The organism is Sorangium sp. So ce381 (assembly GCF_051473845.1).
Classification (GTDB): Bacteria; Myxococcota_A; Polyangia; order Polyangiales; family Polyangiaceae; genus Sorangium; species Sorangium atrum.
The window spans coordinates 5,027,490-5,045,747 of sequence record NZ_CP150336.1; the positions used below are offsets into that span (position 1 = coordinate 5,027,490).

Genomic DNA, 18,258 nt, shown 5'->3' on the forward strand with positions numbered 1-18,258 from the left:
CCCCTCCCTCATGAACCTTGAAGATCAGCATGTGGTCGTCATCGGCGGCTCGTCGGGCATCGGCCTCGGCGTGGCCAGGGCCTGCCTCGAGCGCGGCGCGTCGCTGACGCTCGTGAGCCGCTCGCGCGAGCGCCTCGCGCGCGCCGCGGCCGAGCTCGGCGAGCCACGCCGGGTGCGCACCTTCGCGGCCGACGCGACGCAGGAGGCCGAGATGCAGAGTCTGTTCGACGAGCATCCGCCGGCGCGCCATGTGGTGGTGACGGCGGTGGAGGGGCATTATCAGCCGATTCGCGCGCTGGACATCGCCGCGGCGCGCCGCGTGATCGACGCGAAGCTCGTGGCGGCCCTCCACGTCGCCAAGCACGCGCGGATCGAGCCGGGCGGCTCGCTCACGTTCACGGCCGGGATCGCGGCGGAGCGGCCGGGGCCCAGCGGGGCGGTCGTGGCCGCGGTGAACGGGGCGCTCATGGCGCTCGCGCGCGCCCTGGCCGTGGAGCTCGCGCCGGTGCGCGTGAACGCGCTGTCGCCGGGCTGGGTCGACACGCCGGTCTGGGACTCCCTCGCGGGCGGCGCCAAGCAGGAGCGCTTCGAGCAGCACGCGCGCCGCCTCCCCGTCGGCCGTGTCGGCGCGCCCGCGGACATCGCCCACGCCGCGCTCTTCCTCATGGGGAACGGGTTCACCACCGGCGAGGTGCTGCGCGTCGACGGGGGACACCGCCTCGTCTGAGCGTGCGCCCGCCCAGGGAGGCGGCAGGATTCGATACGTGCGAAACCGGGGAAGGCAAGCGCGGGAGGCGCGGGAAGCACGAAAAGCGCGGGAGGCGCGGGACGTGCGTGGAAGAGCCATGGCCACCGCCTGTTCCATCGAACAAGGCATGTTCCACGAGCTTGCCGCAGCGCTTGCCGCAACGCTTCACCACGCGATCGCCATGAGACGTGGTTGACAAAAGCCGCGAAATGTGGTTGTGCTACTGCTCCCTAGGAGTGCACCATGTACCCTCGTTCTTTCTTTCTTCTGACGTTCGCAGCCGCAGCCCTGGCGTGCTCTTCGGCGCCCGACGAGAGCAGCGGCCCCACCTCCGGATCCGGCGGCAGCAGCGGGACGCCCGCGAGCAGCAGCGGGACGCCGACGAGCGGCGTTAGCAGCTCGACCGGCGACGACTTCGGGACCATCACGGGGGGCAACGTGACCACCGGCGGCGGTGGCGGCGGCGGTGGCGATTGCAAGAGCGTCCTCGACGTCACCTATCGCGACTTCAAGGAGACGCACCCCGACTTCGAGATGGCCAGCTTCAGGGGCGACGAACCCCGTCGCCAGCTCATCGAGCCGATGCTCGACGGCGATCGGAAGCCGGTGTTCCGCGACTCGATAGGCTGCTTCGCGCAGCTGCCGGCCCCGCTCGGCTGCAGGGATGGGGTCGGCAACCAGAAGACCATCACGAGCGAGGAGAGCTTCAACCAGTGGTACCGGGACGTGCCGGGCGTGAACATGACGTTCCCCAAGGAGCTCGCGCTCGACGAGTCGCCGCCCGGATCGGGGCAGTACGTGTTCGACAGCGCGGATTTCTTCCCGCTGGCGCCGGAGGAGGGGTTCGGGATCACCCCGCCCAACAACGGCAAGAGACAGAACTTCCTCTTCACCACCGAGATCCACCTGATGTTCGGATACGTCGCCGGTCAGAAGTTCACCTTCCGGGGCGACGACGACATCTGGATCTTCATCAACGGCAAGCTCGCGCTCGACCTCGGCAGCATGCACGGGCCCGCGGAGAGCGTCATCGACTTCGATGCTCAGGCCCAGGATCTCGGCATCTTCCCGGGCAACAGCTACGCGATGGACATCTTCCACGCGGAGCGCCACACCGACGGATCGAACTTCCGCATCGAGACCAACATCTCCTGCTTCGTGCCCGTCGACATCCCCCTGTGAGGCATCCGGGCTCGCGCCGCGCCCTCCCGCAGGCCTGAGCCCGATTCCCCCGCCACGCGGATTCAGACGTCGAGCGCGATGTTGTTGGGGTTGGCGGCGTCGATCTTGACCGGCACGACCAGGCCCGGCTGCACGCGCGGGATCGCCATCTGATGGATGACCGCGAGGATGGCCGCGCGGTACGGGGGCGCGTTCGGGCGATACACCTCGAGGTCGACACGGCACTGCGGCTGGTAGTTGATCATCGTGCCGGTGGGCTGGACGATGAGCACGCGGGCCTGCGCGGGCAGGCCCGTCATGCGGAGGTTGGCCGCCGCCGTCTGCGCCTGGATCATCTCGTTCGCGCCCGCGAGCATCTTGTTCGCGTTCTTCATCATGGGCAGAAAGACGGTGACGAACACCACGGCCATGACGCCCAGCACGACGAGGGTGATCACGATTCCTAAGAGGGGACCAGCGATCGACATGGGAGCCTCCACACGACTGCGTTGACGGGCCGGCGGTCGGCGGAGCGTGGGGGAGGCCCCCGAGCTGCGCGTCGCACCGGCGAGGGAGCGACCGATGTCACGGGGCTCCTCCGCGATCACCAGGGGAGCACGAAAGGGAGCCAGCGACAATCCTGCGGAGCGCGCCGCCCTCGCCGTGGCCTGGCCGCGGGGGAGGTGCGGCGATCGAAAAAGAGGCCAGATCCACCGAAAGCGCCGCCAGTGACGCGCTCCTCGGGCGGTGACAGGCTCGTCTCCCATGATCGATGACAAGAGGATTGGCCGATGACCAACCGCGTTGAACCACTCAACTTCAGCGATGAAGCGCGCTGGACCGCCCTGGCGGCCAGCTACGAGCGCTGGGCCGAGCCGCTGACGGCGGGCTTCGCGCGTGCGGCGCTGTCGCTTGCGGGCGGGATCGGGCACGGCGTGCGCGTGCTCGACGTCGCCGCAGGGACGGGCGCCCTGACCTTGGCCGCGGCCGAGGCGGGCGCGCGCGTGCTCGCGACAGACATCTCGCGCGGCATGGCGGCGCGCCTGCGCGAGCGATTGCAGCCCTTCGCAGGCAGCGAGGCGCGGGTGATGGACGGGCAGGCGCTGGAGGTCGAGGACGGGACCTTCGACGTGAGCTGCTCCGTCTTCGGCGTCATGATGTTTCCCGACTGGCGCCGCGGCATGGCCGAGCTCGTCCGCGCGACCCGGCCCGGGGGCCGGATCATCGTGGCGACCTGGTCGAGCCCGGAGGGGGCAGGCCCGGGGCCGCTCTTCCTGCAGGCCTATCGCCGCACCTTCCCGGACGCGCCGATCCACCCGCCGCCCCAGGGCATGACGGTGCTGTGCTCGCCGGAGGGCCTGAAGGCCGAGATGCTCGGGGCCGGGTGCGGCGAGGTCGCCGTGCACGCGGTCGAGGGCGCATGGGGCGGAGCTTCGGTGGACCAGCTCATGGCGGATCTCGACGAGATCCTGCGCTTCATGCCCCTCTACGTCGCGCTGGACGGCGATGGGCGCGCTCGGCTACGCGGCCCGCTGCGCGCCGTCATCGAGCCCTTCGCCGAACCAGGCGGCGCCGTGCGTGTCCCGGTGACGGCGAACGTCGCGATCGGCCGCAAACCCGGCTGACCATGGAATGCAGCGCGACCTGGCCTGTCGGGGCGCGCTGCGTTCCTTCTCGACGCGCCGCCTGACGGGCCGCGCGGCTGTCCATGGAGAAGGGACCATATCCCCGGCGCCGAGCCGGGCGTGATCACCGGGTGAGCTTCACGACGATCATCGATTCCGTCGCTTCGGGGCTCGAGATCGGTCCGGCGCCGAAATCGATCGTACCCTTGAGCTTCCCGACGGCGACCAGGGCTCCGTTCGGGCCGACGGCAATCTGGGACAGTCCTCCGTACTCGGACGGTTCGAACGCGACGTTGCAGAAGTCCTCGCCGCGCGGGTCGAGCCCAGCGACGAAGATGCCCAAGAAATTCGTGGGCATCGTACCGCAACCGAGGTCCGTTCCCTCGAGGAAGGTGCCGGTGAGCCAGGTGTTGCCGGCGGCGTCGGCGGCGAGCGCTTGCGCTCTCGCGGAGGTCCTGGCGAACAGCGCGGAGCCGCCGGCGGTGAGCCTGGTGAGGGACACGCTGTTCCCGTCGCCCGTCAGCGTGGCGTCGCCGGCCGAGAACGTCGTGAAGAAGGAGCCGAGCGTGACCACGCCGCCTGCCCCGTCCAGGACCGTTGCGAGGTGATCGTCACCATCGATGCCGCCGAGCCTCTGGCTCCATCGGTGCTCGCCGTCTGGATCGAGCGAGGCGACGAAGATGTCGGACGGCCCGTACTCCCCCGAGGGCCCTGCGACATGGAGCGGGCCGCCGCCGAAGTCGATGGAGTCCTGGAAGCTCCCCCCGACGGCGACATTCCCCGCCGCGTCCAGGGCGAGGGTCTCGGCGCTTGCGCCTCCCGGCTCGCCGAAGCCCTTGCTCCAGAGGTGGCCGCCCGATGCATCGAGCCTGGCGACGAAGGCGCTCAGCGTCAGTGTCGCGTCGGGCAAGGGCCCGCCGCCGAGATCCATGGTTCGCCAGTAGTCACCGGCGACGACGACGCCGCCCGCCGGATGGAAGCCGACGCTGCGGACCGCCACGGACACCTCTCCGAAGTGCTTGCTCCAGACGTGCTGTCCTGAGGCGTCGAGCACGACGACGAAGCCGCTCGATCCCCCCTCATTCGTCACGGGGCCGCCGCCGAGATCCGTCGTTCCGCCGAATCGGCCCCCGACCGCGATATTCCCCGACGCGTCGGCCGCGATGGCCAACCCGACCTGGGTCTCGATCACCGAGGAGAGATCGCCGAACCGCCGGCTCCAGAGGTGGTTGCCGAGCGGATCGAGCTTGAGGACGAACGCGTCGATGTTGCCCGTGCCAACGAGAGGACCGCCCCCGAAGTCGACGGTGCCATCGAAGCCCCCCGTCACAAGGATGTTGCCGTCAGCGTCGACCGCGAGGGCGTACGGCTCGACGTTGTCGAACTGGCGGGCGAAATCGAGCGCCAGGCAGCCCGCCTCGCACGCGGGAGCGCTGCCGCCGACCCCGACGCTGGCGCTGCTGCTGCTGGCGCTGATGCTGCTGCTCGCGCTGATGCTGCTGCTGGCGCCGCCTTCCCCTGTCTCCGGGCCGCTCCCAGACGTCTCTTCCCCATCGTCGACGCTGACCCTGATGCTGCATCCGAGCGTGGCCAGCACAGCCGCGAGAGAAAGATGCCTCAAATAAGACGCGGTTCTGTTCATCCCTGCCTCCCTCGCCGCGACGATATCATCGTGCAAGGAGGGCACGGATGATGCGCCCGGGAAAGCCAGATATCGACGCCGGTGCGCCCTCGGGACGCGCTTTGGGCCGGAGGCGCGACGGGCCGCGGCGCAGCGCGGCGGCGGGCCGCGCGGCCCGGGATGGAGCCGGGCCGCGGGCCGCCGGGATCAGCCGGTCACGTTGTCCCACGCGACGGCGGTCGGCCCGAGGAGCGAGCGTCCGCCGCTCGCGATGACCTCTCGGTACCAGGAGAACGAGTCCTTCGGGATCCGCCGCTGCGTCGCGTAATCGACGTAGACGAGCCCGAAGCGATCTTTATAGCCCTCGGCCCACTCGAAGTTGTCGAGCAGCGACCACGCCCAGTACCCGACGACCGGAACGCCCTCCTGGACGGCCCGCGCCAGGCCGAGCAGGTACCGGTGCATGACGTCGATGCGCTTCGGGTCGTGCACCTTGCCGTCGAGGAAGACCTGGTCCCGCGTCGCCAGGCCGTGCTCGGTGATCCCGATGGGCAGCTTGTACCGCTCCCAGAAGTACCTCGATCCCCAGTAGAGCGTGCTGGGGACGATCTGCAGCCAGTCGAGCGTCCCGCGCGGGTAGCCCGGCGGGGAGACGACGCGCTCCGGCCTGCCGTCCTTGCCCTGCCGCCACGTGCCCGCCGAGTACATGTTGAGCCCGAGGTAGTCGATCGGCCGCTTGATCTGGTCGAAGTCGCTGGCGGGGAACTCGGGCATGTCGTCGCCGAAGAGCCGGAGGCCGCTCTCCGGATACCGCCCCTCGAGCACCGGACAGATCCACCAGGCGTTGTTCCACGGGTTCCTGTCGTAGACCGAGAAGATCGCCTCGCGCGCCGCCTCGATGTCTCCCGGATCCTCGGTCGCCGGGCGCTGCACCTGGGTCGCGAGCACGTAGCCGATCTTCGCGGCCTTGGTCGCGGCGCGCAGGGCGTCGACCTGCTTGCCGTGCGCCCGCATCTGGTTGTGGGCGGCGGTCAGGTACTCCCGGTAGGGGAGCTTGAGCCCGGGGGCGAAGACGCCGTTGAGGAGCGCGTTGCCGATGAACGCCTGCGGCTCGTTCTGCGTCACCCACCAGGGCACGCGATCGCCGAGCCGCCGGGCGACGACGGTCGTGTAGTCCGCGAACCAGTCGGCGACGTCGCGCTGGAGGAACCCGCCGCGATCCTGGAGCGCCTGGGGGAAGTCCCAGTGGAACAGCGTGCACATGGGCACGATGCCGGCGCGGAGGAGCTCGTCGACGAGGCGATCGTAGAAGTCGAGCCCCTTCGGGTTGACCTTGCCCGTGCCGTCCGGGAGGATCCGCGTCCACGAGACGCTGAAGCGGTAGCTCTTGACCCCGAGCTCCGAGAGGAGCCCGACATCCTCCTTGTAGCGGTGGTAGTGGTCGCACGCGACGTCTCCTGTGTGCCCTTCGAAGACCTTCCCGGGGGTCTTCGAGAAGACGTCCCACACGGAGGGCGTCCGGCCGTCCTCGCTCGCGGCGCCTTCGATCTGGTAGGCCGCGGTGGCCGTGCCCCACAGGAAGTCCGCGGGAAACGGCGCGGCCGTCGCGTCTGCTCGGCCCAGGCCAGCCGAGGCGGCGGTCACAGGCGGGGGCGCGGAGGACGGCGAGGCGGGAGAGGCGTTGCTCGCGGAGAGCGACTCGGAAGGATGGAGGGCCATGGGGGCATCATCCACGGCGTGCGCGGGACATCAATGGGTTCGATGCGCGTCGGCTTCGATGCGCGTCGATGATCGCGCCGGTCGCTTGACGGCCCAGCGCGGCTCGACAACATGGGCAGCATGCTCGCGATCCGACCGAAAGCCGCTGGCGGCCCCGAGGTGATGACGCTGGAGGAGCTCCCGACGCCCACGCCGGGCCCGGGGGAAGCCGTGGTCCGCGTCGAGGCCGCGGGGGTGAACTTCATCGACATCTACCAGCGGAGCGGCCAGTACAAGCTGGAGCCGCCCATCCCGCTCGGCCTCGAGGGCGCGGGGCGCGTCGAGGCGGTGGGGCCGTCCGTCACCGAGGTGAGGGTAGGGGACGAGGTCGCGTGGACCGGCGGCCCCGGCTCGTACGCGACGCACGTCCGGATCCCGGCGGCGAAGCTCGTCCCCGTGCCCGCGGGCGTCGGCGCGAGGCGCGCCGCGGCCGCGATGCTCCAGGGCATCACGGCGCAGTACCTCGTGCGCTCCACGTTCCCGCTCGGCCCCGGCCACACGTGCCTCATCCACGCGGCCGCGGGCGGGGTCGGCCTCCTCCTGTGCCAGATGGCGAAGCGGCTCGGCGCGCGCGTGATCGGCACCGTCTCGACCGAGGAGAAGGCGCGCCTCGCGCGAGACGCGGGCGCCGACGAGGTGATCCTGTACACGAAGGCCGATTTCGAGGCCGAGGCGCGCCGGCTGACGGGCGGCGCCGGCGTGCACGTCGTCTACGACGGCGTCGGGAGCGACACGTTCGCGAAGGGCCTGGGCGCGCTCCGCCCGCGCGGCACGATGGTGCTCTTCGGCCAGTCGAGCGGGCCTGTGGCCTCGTTCGACCCGCAGATCCTGAACCAGAAGGGGTCGCTCTACCTCACGCGGCCGAGCCTCGGCCACTACACAGCGACGCGCGAGGAGCTGCTCGAGCGCGCCACCGACGTGCTCGGCGCGATCGCGCGCGGCGAGCTCGCGATCTCGATCGGCGCCACATACCCCCTCGCCGAGGCGGCGGATGCGCACCGCGCGCTCGCCGGGCGGGCGACGACGGGGAAGGTGCTGCTCATCCCGTAGCGGACGGAACCGTCGCGCGGAAGTTCGATCCGAGGCGCGGAGGAGCTGGGGAGTGCAGCCCCGCTGCGGGCGCTCCGTGTCTCCAGGGTCCTCTCTCAGGCGTGCAGACCTGCGCTGTACTCGAGCCGTGTCTAGGCGATCCGGCCGTTGACCGTGTCGTCTTCGGGCCGGTACGCTGCCGGCGCGGAGGTGCTCATTCCATGGCCGAACGTCCCACGCTTGCTCCCGAGAATGTCTCGGACACGGTGAAATCGCAGCTCGCCGGCTTTCATCGGTCCATCATCGACGAGGTCGCGGCGACGGTGAGCCGCGACCGGGTGGTCGTCGTCGGGATGGCCCAGAATCCCTTCGTGAAGAAGGCGCGCCAGCTGCTCGACGGAGAGGGCGTGAAATATACCTATTTGGAGTACGGCAGTTACCTCTCCAGGTGGAAGGAGCGGCTCGCCATCAAGCTCTGGGCCGGCTTTCCGACGTTCCCCATGGTGTTCGTCGGCGGCGTCCTCGAAGGCGGCTACGCGGAGCTCGTGAAGCTCCGCGACGAGGGCAAGCTCAAGGGGTAGCCGTGATCTGGCGCGGGTGAACGCCGGGCACAGCGCGCAGGCCGCCTCGGCCGCGGCGCTCCACACGTCACGTCGCGCCGCGCGAAACGCCGCGGTCGACCGGCGGTTCCGTGATATGCGGGAAGGCGCGGCGCGCCCTCGCGGCGGTCGCCGCGCTGAAGGAAGGCAGCACGGAGGCACCTCGTGACATCGCTCGGGATCCACGGAAGGCGGCGGGATGACGAGGTGAACGGCGCGGCTCGACGGCCGGGAGGCGGCGCGCCGTGAGCACCTACGCCATCAAGCGGCTGCTCTCCATCATTCCCACGCTCTTCCTCGTCGCCACCCTCGTGTTCATCCTGGTGCGCATCGTTCCGGGCGGCCCGTTCGACCAGGAGCGGGCCGTGCCCGTCGAGGTCCAGCGGCAGCTCGACGCCAAGTACCACCTGAACGATCCGGTGCTGAAGCAGTATGGCGACTGGCTGCTTGCGCTCGTCACCAGAGGCGATCTGGGCCCGACGTTCAAGTACCCGAACCGCACCGTCAACGAGATCATCGCCCTCAGCCTGCCCGTATCGATGCAGCTCGGCTTCTGGGCGATGCTCTTCGCGCTCGCGATGGGCATCCCGCTCGGCATCGTCGGCGCGATCCGCCAGAACACCTGGAAGGACACGGCGGCCATGGGGGTCGCCATGGTCGGCCTCAGCGTGCCGCGGTACGTGCTGGCCCCGCTGCTCATGCTCGTCTTCTCGCTCAAGCTCTACTGGTTCCCTGTGGCGCGCTGGGAGACGTGGCGGCACATGGTGCTGCCGGTCATCTGCGCCGGGCTCCCGGTCGCGGCCTACATCGCCCGGCTGACGCGCGGCGGGATGCTCGAGGTGATCCGCTCGGATTTCATCCGCACCGCGCGCGCCAAGGGGCTCTCCGAGCGCAAGGTCGTCCTGAAGCACGCGCTCCGGGGCGGGCTGCTCCCGGTCGTGAGCTTCCTCGGCCCCGGCTTCAGCGGCCTGCTCGTCGGCTCCCTCGTCGTGGAGAAGATCTTCAACATCCCCGGCATGGGCCGCTATTTCGTCGAGGCGGCCACGAACCGCGACTACAACCTCGTGATGGGGGTCATGCTCGTTTACGGCTTCCTGCTCATGCTCTTCAACGCGATCGTCGACGTGGCATACGCCTTCATCGACCCGCGCGTGGAGCTGCGCTGACCATGCTCCACGCCGCCCTCCCGCAGCCCGCCGCCCCCGGCGATCCGCCCGCTGTCCCCGGCGGCGCGGGCGGCGCGGCGCCAAGCCCTGCCGGCCCGCTGCGGCTCGACGCGCTGGAGCAGGGCTCGAGCCTCGGTCGCGACGCGTGGCGGAGGCTCCGGAAGAACCGCGCCGCGGTCGCCTGCGGCGTCGTGCTCATCGCGATGATCCTCGCCTGCATCCTCGTCCCCGAGCTGTCGAGCTACCGGTACGACAAGGCGGATCTCAAGCTCGGCGCGCAGCCCCCGTCGCTCGCCCACTGGATGGGCACCGACTACTTCGGCCGCGACCTGATGGCCCGCGTCTTCTTCGGCGGGCGCATCTCGTTCGCGGTCGGCATCGTGGCGACGCTCGTGAGCTTCGTCATCGGCGTGAGCTGGGGCGGGGTAGCCGGCTACTTCGGCGGCAAGGTCGACGCGATCATGATGCGCATCGTGGACGTGCTCTACACGTTCCCGTTCCTGATCCTCGTCATCCTGCTCATGGTCTTCTTCGCGAACGACCAGACGGTCCTCTACCGCGCCTGGAAGGTCGCGCTCGGCCTCTTCGTGAAGGAGCCGTCGGACCCGAGCTACTTCCCCGTCTTCCAGATCGTCGTCGTCTTCGCGGCCCTCGGCGGCATCTCCTGGCTCACGATGGCCCGCATCGTCCGCGGCCAGGTCATCGCGCTGCGCGGCCAGCCGTTCATCGAGTCGGCGCGCTCGATCGGCGTCGGGCACGCCGCGCTGATCTTCCGGCACCTCGTTCCGAACGCGGTCGGCCCGATCATCGTCTACACGACGCTCACCATCCCCGAGGTGATGATGACCGAGGCGTTCCTCAGCTTCCTCGGCCTCGGCACGCAGGAGCCGCTGTCGAGCTGGGGCCTGCTCGCGTCCACGGGCGCCGACGCGATGGACCTCTTCCCCTGGCAGCTCATCTTCCCGGCGCTGATGCTCGCGCTCACGCTGATCTGCTTCAATTTCCTCGGTGACGGGCTCCGCGACGCCCTGGATCCTCGCATCCGAAAGGACTGAAAGGGCGGCGCGCCCCTCCCGGGACGCGCGCCGGCACGGACCATGCTGCCATGCTGATCGAGGTCAAGAACCTGAAGACCCACTTCTTCACCGAGGAGGGGGTGGTCCGCGCGGTCGATGGCATCTCCTTCAGCCTCGATCGCGGCGAGGTCCTCGGCATCGTCGGCGAGTCCGGCTCGGGCAAGAGCGTGACAAGCCTCTCGCTCCTGCGGCTCATCCCCGACCCGCCGGGCAGGATCGTCGGCGGCCAGATCCTGCTCGAGTCCGAGGGCGGCGTCGTCGAGGACCTCGTGGAGGCGAGCGAGGCGCGGATGGAGCGCGTCCGCGGCGACCGGATCGCGATGATCTTCCAGGACCCGATGACGTCGCTGAACCCCTATCTCCGGGTGAGCGAGCAGCTCATCGAGGTGCTGGAGCTCCACCGCGGCATGGGCCGCGCCGAGGCGCGCCGGCGCAGCGTCGAGATGCTGCAGGCGGTCGGGATCCCCGCGGCGGCGTCGCGGATCGACGACTACCCGCACCAGCTCTCGGGCGGGATGCGGCAGCGCGTGATGATCGCGATGGCGCTGCTGTGCGACCCGGATCTGCTGATCGCCGACGAGCCGACGACGGCGCTCGACGTCACGATCCAGGCGCAGATCCTGGACCTGATCGGCGAGCGGAAGGAGGCGCTCGGCGCGGCCGTCCTCCTCATCACGCACGACCTCGGCGTCGTGGCGAAGATGGCCGATCGCGTCGCGGTCATGTACGCCGGGCGCATCGTCGAGGAGGGCCCCGTCGGCGCCATCTTCCACGCGGCCCGGCACCCGTACACGATCGGCCTGTCGCGCTCGATCCCGCGGCTCGACGACGCGCGCGGCGCGGACCTCGTGCCCATCCCCGGGATGCCGCCCTCGCTCGCGCGCCTGCCGCCGGGCTGCCCGTTCCACCCGCGCTGCGCGCACGCGATCGCGGCGTGCCGGGAGGAGGCGCCGCCGCCGCGCGTCGTCTCGGGCGAGGGCAACAGGAAGGCGCTGCACGTCGTGCGGTGCCACGTCGAGGACGTCGCAGGACGAGCGCCATGACCACCGCCGCAACACCCCCGCCGCTGCTCTCGGTGCGCGATCTCAAGGTCCACTTCCCGGTGCGCCGCGGCCTGCTCCAGCGGCAGGTCGGCACGGTGCGCGCGGTCGACGGCGTCTCGTTCGACGTGGAGCGGGGCGCGACGCTCGGGCTCGTCGGCGAGTCCGGCTGCGGCAAGTCGACGACCGGCCGGGGCATCCTCCGCCTCGTCCCGCCCACGTCGGGGAGCGTGAAGATCGACGGCCGGGAGATCCTGACGCTCGATCCGCGCGCCCTGCGGAAGGCGCGCCGCGAGATGCAGATGATCTTCCAGGACCCGTACGCGAGCCTGAACCCGCGCATGACGGTCCACGACCTCATCGCCGAGCCGCTCTCCACCCACGGCCTCGTCTCGTCGCGCGACGAGGCGCTCCGCGAGGTGGCGCGCCTCATGGAGCTCGTCGGGCTATCGCCCTCGTACATGCGGCGTTATCCGCACGAGTTCTCCGGCGGCCAGCGGCAGAGGATCGGCATCGCCCGCGCGCTCGCCCTGAAGCCGAAGCTCGTGATCGCGGACGAGCCGGTCAGCGCGCTCGACGTGAGCATCCAGGCCCAGATCGTCAACCTGCTCGCGTCGCTCCAGCGCGAGCTCTCGCTCACGTACGTGTTCGTCGCGCACGACCTCGCCGTGGTCCGCCACCTGTCAAGCGAGATCGCGGTGATGTACCTCGGCCGGATCGTCGAGCGCGCTCGTCCAGACGAGCTCTTCCGTTCACCGCAACATCCGTACACGCAGACCCTGCTTTCGGCGATCCCGATCCCGGATCCCGACGTGGAGCGCACACGCCGCCGGCTGCCCCTCGTCGGCGAAGTGCCCAGTCCGCTGAACCCGCCGTCGGGGTGCCATTTCCACACACGCTGTCCCTATACGATGGACCGGTGCAGCGCCGAGGCCCCTCCGCTGGAGGAGCGTCGCCCCGGGCACTGGGCCGCGTGCCATCTCACCGAGTTGCCCACGGCACCTACGCATCCGTGATGTGATCCGGCGGCGCGCAATACCCCACATCGGCTGAGCTCGTTGTCCAGACATGACGTGGAATGTCCGATGACAGGATTTTCCTGACCTCTGCGTGCGGCAGGGGGGTTAGGATCCCTGGACCGATGCCGCGAATCTCCGACGCCACGCTTCGCGCCCAGATCCCGACGGCCCTCCTCATCGGCGGCGATCAGGCGTTGCTCCAGCGCTGCCAGACGGCGGCGATGGATGTGGGGATCATCATCAAAGCGTGCCCGGTATCGATGGCCGCCGCGCTCGCGGAAGAGCGTCGTCCGGTGGTCATCGTGGTCACGTCGTCGACTTACGCGCTCGCTCCCGAGGCGTTCGAGGAGATCGCGCGCGACGTGGTCAGCACGCTCGTGCGGGTCGACGAGGCGATGGTGGAGGACGAGCTCGGGGCGATGCTGGCCACGGCGGCGCGCGAGAGCCGCAAGCAGCGCTCGCGGCAGCAGACGCCCGGTCGCTACTCGATGATGCCTGCGGACGAGGGCGCGTCGGTGCCGCGCTCGGAGCGCATGACCATCGGGGTGATGAAGGCGGCCCCGTCGTCGCGGCGCGACCCCGAGGCGACGCCGCTGCCGCGCTCCGGGCCGCGCAGCGCGGGCGCGCAGGAGCCGCGCAGCGCAGGCGCGCAGGAGCTCGCGTACCGCGAGCGCGTGGCGGCTGCCGTGGCTGCGCAGCGGCCGGAGCGCTCACGCGCGGAGGCGCCGGGGGAGGCCGCGTACCGCGCGCGCGAGGCGCCCGTGCCGCGCTCGGAGCGCCTGGGGGTCATGGTGGGGCCGCCCTCGTCGCGCGCGCGCCGTGAGCTGCCCGCTCCGACGCCGCTCCCGCCGCCGCCGGCCGCCGGCCCGGTGGTTGCGCGCAGGGACGCGTCGGCGCCGCCCTCCGCGAGGGGGGGCACCCACGCGCGGAGGGATGCGCCGCAGGCATCGCCGGCGGCTGGAGCCTACGTGCGGCGGGATACGCCGCTGGCAGGCTCGCATCCGGCCGAGGCCTACGCGCGGCGGGATACACCGGTGGTGGGCTCGCAGCAGGCCGGGGCGTACGCGCGTCGGGAGGCGCCGGCCGCGGCGTCTGCACGGCGGGAGACGTCCGCGCCGCTGTCGCAACAGGCCGTTCCGAGCTCGCGGCAGCAGGCCGGGGTGGCTCCACGCCGGGATACGCCGGCGGCGCATGCGCTTCCGCGGCAGGTGCCTCCGTCGCCTGCCGCGCAGCCGTGGGAGCAGCGCGACCTGCAGCCGTGGGAGCAGCGCGACCTGCAGCCGTGGGAGCAGCGCGACCTGCAGCCGTGGGAGGAGAACATCGGCCCGCAGCCAGGCGCGGCATCCCCGCAGCGCGATGTGCTCGCGATGGGCTCGCAGAACGGTGAGGCGCACCGCGGTCACTCCGCGCCGTCGCCGAGCTCCCATCGCGCGCCGCCGAGCTCCCACCGCGCGCCGCCGAGCTCCCACCGCGCGCCGCCGAGCTCCCATCAAGCGCCGCCGAGCTCCCATCAGGCGCCGCCGTCCTCTCGCAGGGCGCAGTTCCACGTCGACATCGCTCTCCTGTTCGATGAGCGAGGTCTGCCGCGCGCCGATCCCCAGGCGAAGTGACGCTCGGCCGGGGCGCGCCGTGCGGCTCATCCGTTGGCGGGGCGCCTGGCGATCCCTTTGTCGGCGAGCGGCCGCGTCGCACGGGTGACCGGCGGCGCGGCGGAGGGTAAGCTTCGCGCGGCCATGACGACAGGGACGAAGCAGGAGTCGATCCACGGCAAGCTCGTTCGCGCGCTCGAGCCCGTGCACATCGAGGTGGAGAACGAGAGCCGCATGCACAGCGTGCCGGTGGGCTCGGAGACCCACTTCAAGGTGCTCGTGGTGAGCGAGGCATTCCGGGGCCTGAGCCCGCTCGATCGCCACCGCCGCGTCAACGACGTGGTGCGCGAGGAGTTCCGCGCCGGGCTGCACGCCCTGACGATCCGCGCGATGACACCGGACGAGTGGGAGCGGCAGGGGGGCGCGGACTTCCGCTCTCCCGCGTGCCTGGGCGGCTCCAAGGCGGCGCCGGAGCCCGGCGCCAAGTCGGGCTGAGCGGCGAGGCGCGCATGGAGCTCGTCGTCGCGCTCGTCTCGGACCTGCACTTCGGCCCGGAGGCATCGTTCGGGGGCAAGCTGCGCAAGCTCACGGGCGAGGCGCCCGCGCTGACCCGCGCCTTCGTGAGGCGGATGAACGAGGTCACGCGGCCCGATCTCGTCGTGAACCTGGGCGACGACATCGAGGATGAGGGGCCCGAGGCCGATCGGGAGCGCTACGGCGCCTGCATGGCCGCGCTCGGCGGCCTGAAGGCCGAGCTCTTCCACGTCGCCGGCAACCACGACGTGGTCCACCTGAGCGAGGCCGAGCTGCTGTCGGCCTGGGGCAGACCCGAGGCGACGCGGCTCCACTACGCCTTCGACCGCGGCGGCTTCCATTTCACGGTCCTCCACACGCGCGAGCGCAAGGATCACGACATCTCGCTCGGGCCAGAGCAGCTCGCCTGGCTCGGAGAGGACCTCGCGGCGTCCTCGCTGCCCAAGATCGTGCTGATGCACCACAGCGCGGCCGATCAGGATCTCCGGGGCAACCGCTGGTTCGAGGGGAGCCCGCACATCTGCCTCGTGCGCGAGCGGCGCGCGATGCGGAAGATCTTCGAGGAGCACGGCGTGCTCGCCGTCTTCAACGGTCACCTGCACTGGAACCACCTCGACGTGATCCGGGGCATCCCGTACGTGACGCTCCAGAGCCTGATCGAGAACCTCGACGACGACGCGCCGGGCCGCCCCGCCGCGGCGCACGCGGTCGTGCGGCTCGGCCCGAAGCGCATCGTCGTGGAGATCGAGGGCGCCGAGCGGGCGCGGTACCAGTTCGACCGGCGGTAGGGGGCGGAGGGCGCCCGAGCCGCAAATTGAACAGGGAGACGGGGAAGCGGGGAGATGGGTGGTATTTCACTCCCCGTCTCCGCACCTCCCTGTGAACTTCACGAGAAAGTCGAGGGGATGCTTCAGCCGGCGCCCGCCGATTCAGCCGATGTCGTGAGCGCGGCGCGTCGCCGGCCCGACCGGGAATCGGCCGAGAGAGCCGCGCCAATGCCCGGTTTTGATCGTCGGTTTCAGGCGTGCGTCGGCTGGGAACTCCATTTGACACCTCATTCCGGGGCACTTTAGCGTTATTCTCGACCCTCATGCGTCGCAACGACTCACGCCTCCGCCCCGCTCTCCTCCTCGCGCTCGCCTTGTTCGGCGCCGATTGCGGTGACGACGCCATCTGTTCGCCAGGCGCCCTGTCCGCCTGTTTCCTCGCCGATGGGTCGCTCGGCGCGCAGCAGTGCAACGCGGATGGCACCGCGTTCGGCGCGTGTGCCCCCGTGGCGAGCGGGTCTCGACGAGGGTGCGAACACCTCGACGAAGCGTGCTGCCCCGCGCTCCCCGAAGAGCTCGTCGCGGGCTGCCACGCCGCAGCGAGCCAGGAGAACGACGCCGCGTGCGACGATTTCCTCGCGAGCGCCAACGCGGTCGACCTCTGCACAGGAGGGCCCGGCGAGGGCGGCGCGCCGGTGGTCCCTTATGGCCCGAGCTGCGCCGGCCTGCTCGACGCGTGCTGCGCGGCGCTGCCGGCGCAGCTCAGAGAAGCGTGCCACGCGACCGGATTCCGGGGCAACGAGCAGCTGTGTCACCGGTTCCTGGAGAGCGACGCCAAGGACAACGGCTTTTGCGCCGACGTCGACCCCGCGGCCGAGAGCTGCGGTTATCTGTCGGAGCGGTGCTGTCCCTCGCTCCCCGAGGGGGCGCGCGAGCGCTGCGCCGCCCTCGCGGGGGAGTCCGACGCGGCGCGGTGCCTCGACTACCTCGGCGGCGCAGCGGACGCGGGCCGCTGTCCGAGGCTCGCCCCGGACGAGCCGTTCAGCGCGGCCCCGTGCGAGGCGCTGCTCGATACGTGCTGCGCGACGCTCGATCCCGAGCTCGCGCTCGAGTGCGATCTGGCCGCGATGTCCGGCGTCCATGCCCGCTGCGAGGCGTTCACCGGCTCGATCCGCGCGTTCGGCCTCTGCCTCGACAGCGACGGCGCGGGGGGCGGCGGCGACGACTGCGGGGACACGTCGAGCGACGTGGACAACTGCGGAGTCTGCGGCAACGTCTGCGGCGACCAGCACGCGACGCCCTCGTGCGCGGCCGGCAGGTGCTCGCTCGCGTGCGACCTCGGCCACGCCGACTGCGACGGCGAGCCTGCGAACGGCTGCGAGGCAGACGTCGAAGGCGACGCGGACAACTGCGGGGCCTGCGGCAACACCTGCAGCGCGCTCCACGCCGCCGCCAGCTGCGTCGCGGGCGCCTGCGAAGCCGCGTGCGACGCCGGGTACGCCGATTGCGACGGCGAGCCTGCGAACGGCTGCGAGGTCGCGCTCGCCTCGGACCCGTTCAACTGCGGCGCCTGCGGCAACGACTGCGCGGGCGGCCTCTGCGGCGCCGGAGGGTGCGCCCCGGGCGCCACCTCGCTCGCCTCGGGCCTCGCGGTGCCTTCGGCCCTCGTCCTCGACAACAGCGCCCTTTACCTGGTCGGCTTCCAGCACGCCGGCGGCATCGCCGTCCGCATCGACAAGGTCTCCGGCGGCGCGACGTGCCTCGCCAACGGGGCTCCTCCCGGGGTCGTGGGCTGCAGCGCCGACCGCTTCGAGGGCATCGCGCTCCTCGGCGCCGACGCCGTCGTCACCGGCTCATCCGGCGTGGTCCGGTACCCCTTGTCCGGCGGCGCCGCGATCCCCCTCACCACCGCGATCCCCGACCCCTGGGCCGTCGTCACCGACGGCAGCGAGGTCTGGTTCACCTCGCTCTCCCAGGGCGGGATCTACCGCGTCGACGCCCTCACGAGCGGACAGCGCGCGCAGGAGATCACCGGCGTGTTCTCCGAGCCCGGGGGCGCCCTCGCGAGCGACGCGGAGCACCTCTACTGGTCCCGGACCGACGGCACCGTCGTGAAGCTCCGCAAGGACGGCACCGAGCGGCGCCAGATCGCGTCCGGACAGGTGGTGGACACGACGAACCTCACGCCTCACACCCTCGCCGTCGACGCCGGACACCTCTTCTGGAGCAGCCCGAACGGGTTCGTGTTCCGGCTCGCCAAGGACGGCGCCGACCTCACGGTGCTCGCCGACGACCAGCCGAACCCCGCCGGGATCGCCGTCGATCCCGGCGACGGCGGCGCCGTCTACTGGGCCAACCGCGTCGGCTCGATCCGCAAGGTCCCGAAGGCCGGAGGCGCCGTGACGACGCTCGCCGTCGGCCAGCGCGACGCGATCGCGATCGCCGTCGACGAGGCGTTCGTCTACTGGGCGACCCGGGCGGGGGACGTCCGCAAGATCGCGAAGTGAGCTGGAGAGCAGCCGGGAG

17 protein-coding genes are annotated in these 18,258 nt (G+C 71.1%); 13 read left to right on the forward strand and 4 right to left on the reverse strand.

Annotation, left to right across the window (positions count from 1 at the left end):
* The first annotated feature begins 10 nt into the window (after positions 1–10).
* Positions 11–727, forward strand: a complete 717-nt coding sequence (locus tag WMF29_RS18860) for an SDR family oxidoreductase (RefSeq protein ID WP_437330172.1) — start codon at positions 11–13, stop codon at positions 725–727.
* A 251-nt stretch (positions 728–978) separates the two neighbouring features.
* Here WMF29_RS18860 and WMF29_RS18865 read toward each other — a convergent pair whose 3' ends face one another.
* Complete coding sequence (locus WMF29_RS18865; protein ID WP_437330173.1) at positions 979–1,176, reverse strand: hypothetical protein; 198 nt, start codon at positions 1,174–1,176, stop codon at positions 979–981.
* A gap of 10 nt (positions 1,177–1,186) precedes the next feature.
* Here WMF29_RS18865 and WMF29_RS18870 point away from each other — a divergent pair, with 10 nt between their 5' ends.
* Positions 1,187–1,930 carry a fibro-slime domain-containing protein gene (locus WMF29_RS18870; protein ID WP_437330174.1) on the forward strand — a complete coding sequence of 248 codons (744 nt, stop codon included), beginning with the start codon at positions 1,187–1,189 and terminating at the stop codon, positions 1,928–1,930.
* Between the two features lie 62 nt (positions 1,931–1,992).
* On the opposite strand, the gene WMF29_RS18875 is transcribed toward WMF29_RS18870, so the two are convergent.
* Positions 1,993–2,367, reverse strand: a complete 375-nt coding sequence (locus WMF29_RS18875) for a hypothetical protein (protein ID WP_437330175.1) — start codon at positions 2,365–2,367, stop codon at positions 1,993–1,995.
* 333 nt (positions 2,368–2,700) lie between these two features.
* Between WMF29_RS18875 and WMF29_RS18880 the strand changes: the two genes are divergently transcribed.
* The gene (locus WMF29_RS18880) at positions 2,701–3,534 is read left to right on the forward strand and encodes a class I SAM-dependent methyltransferase (protein ID WP_437330176.1); all 834 of its coding nucleotides are present in this window, start codon (positions 2,701–2,703) and stop codon (positions 3,532–3,534) included.
* Between the two features lie 124 nt (positions 3,535–3,658).
* On the opposite strand, the gene WMF29_RS18885 is transcribed toward WMF29_RS18880, so the two are convergent.
* Both WMF29_RS18885 and WMF29_RS18890 read right to left on the reverse strand, forming a co-directional pair.
* Positions 3,659–5,155: a hypothetical protein gene (locus tag WMF29_RS18885; protein ID WP_437330177.1), complete on the reverse strand. Its 1,497-nt coding sequence runs from the start codon at positions 5,153–5,155 to the stop codon at positions 3,659–3,661.
* Between the two features lie 207 nt (positions 5,156–5,362).
* Positions 5,363–6,874, reverse strand: a complete 1,512-nt coding sequence (locus WMF29_RS18890) for a GH1 family beta-glucosidase (RefSeq protein ID WP_272098956.1) — start codon at positions 6,872–6,874, stop codon at positions 5,363–5,365.
* Positions 6,875–6,994: 120 nt separating this feature from the next.
* Between WMF29_RS18890 and WMF29_RS18895 the strand changes: the two genes are divergently transcribed.
* From WMF29_RS18895 to WMF29_RS18940, 10 genes are all read left to right on the forward strand, one after another.
* A complete protein-coding gene (locus WMF29_RS18895; protein WP_437331140.1) occupies positions 6,995–7,963 on the forward strand; it encodes a quinone oxidoreductase family protein in 969 nt (322 codons plus the stop codon).
* A 200-nt stretch (positions 7,964–8,163) separates the two neighbouring features.
* Positions 8,164–8,523: a glutaredoxin domain-containing protein gene (locus tag WMF29_RS18900; RefSeq protein WP_437330178.1), complete on the forward strand. Its 360-nt coding sequence runs from the start codon at positions 8,164–8,166 to the stop codon at positions 8,521–8,523.
* A 263-nt stretch (positions 8,524–8,786) separates the two neighbouring features.
* Positions 8,787–9,707, forward strand: coding sequence for an ABC transporter permease (locus tag WMF29_RS18905; RefSeq protein ID WP_272098962.1), 921 nt, complete (start codon positions 8,787–8,789; stop codon positions 9,705–9,707).
* Positions 9,708–9,709: 2 nt separating this feature from the next.
* On the forward strand, positions 9,710–10,762 hold the full coding sequence (locus WMF29_RS18910; protein WP_272098964.1) for an ABC transporter permease: 1,053 nt from the start codon (positions 9,710–9,712) through the stop codon (positions 10,760–10,762).
* A gap of 50 nt (positions 10,763–10,812) precedes the next feature.
* Positions 10,813–11,826 (forward strand): ABC transporter ATP-binding protein, encoded by a 1,014-nt coding sequence (locus tag WMF29_RS18915; protein WP_437330179.1) that lies wholly within the window; start codon positions 10,813–10,815, stop codon positions 11,824–11,826.
* Complete coding sequence (locus tag WMF29_RS18920; RefSeq protein WP_437330180.1) at positions 11,823–12,839, forward strand: ABC transporter ATP-binding protein; 1,017 nt, start codon at positions 11,823–11,825, stop codon at positions 12,837–12,839. The genes WMF29_RS18915 and WMF29_RS18920 overlap by 4 nt, the downstream gene beginning before the upstream one ends.
* Positions 12,840–12,964: 125 nt before the next feature.
* Positions 12,965–14,452, forward strand: a complete 1,488-nt coding sequence (locus WMF29_RS18925) for a hypothetical protein (protein ID WP_437330181.1) — start codon at positions 12,965–12,967, stop codon at positions 14,450–14,452.
* Positions 14,453–14,575: 123 nt separating this feature from the next.
* Positions 14,576–14,926 (forward strand): BolA family protein, encoded by a 351-nt coding sequence (locus tag WMF29_RS18930; protein ID WP_437330182.1) that lies wholly within the window; start codon positions 14,576–14,578, stop codon positions 14,924–14,926.
* A 14-nt stretch (positions 14,927–14,940) separates the two neighbouring features.
* Positions 14,941–15,753 (forward strand): metallophosphoesterase family protein, encoded by an 813-nt coding sequence (locus WMF29_RS18935; RefSeq protein ID WP_437330183.1) that lies wholly within the window; start codon positions 14,941–14,943, stop codon positions 15,751–15,753.
* A gap of 302 nt (positions 15,754–16,055) precedes the next feature.
* On the forward strand, positions 16,056–18,239 hold the full coding sequence (locus WMF29_RS18940; RefSeq protein ID WP_437330184.1) for a hypothetical protein: 2,184 nt from the start codon (positions 16,056–16,058) through the stop codon (positions 18,237–18,239).
* Positions 18,240–18,258: the final 19 nt, after the last annotated feature.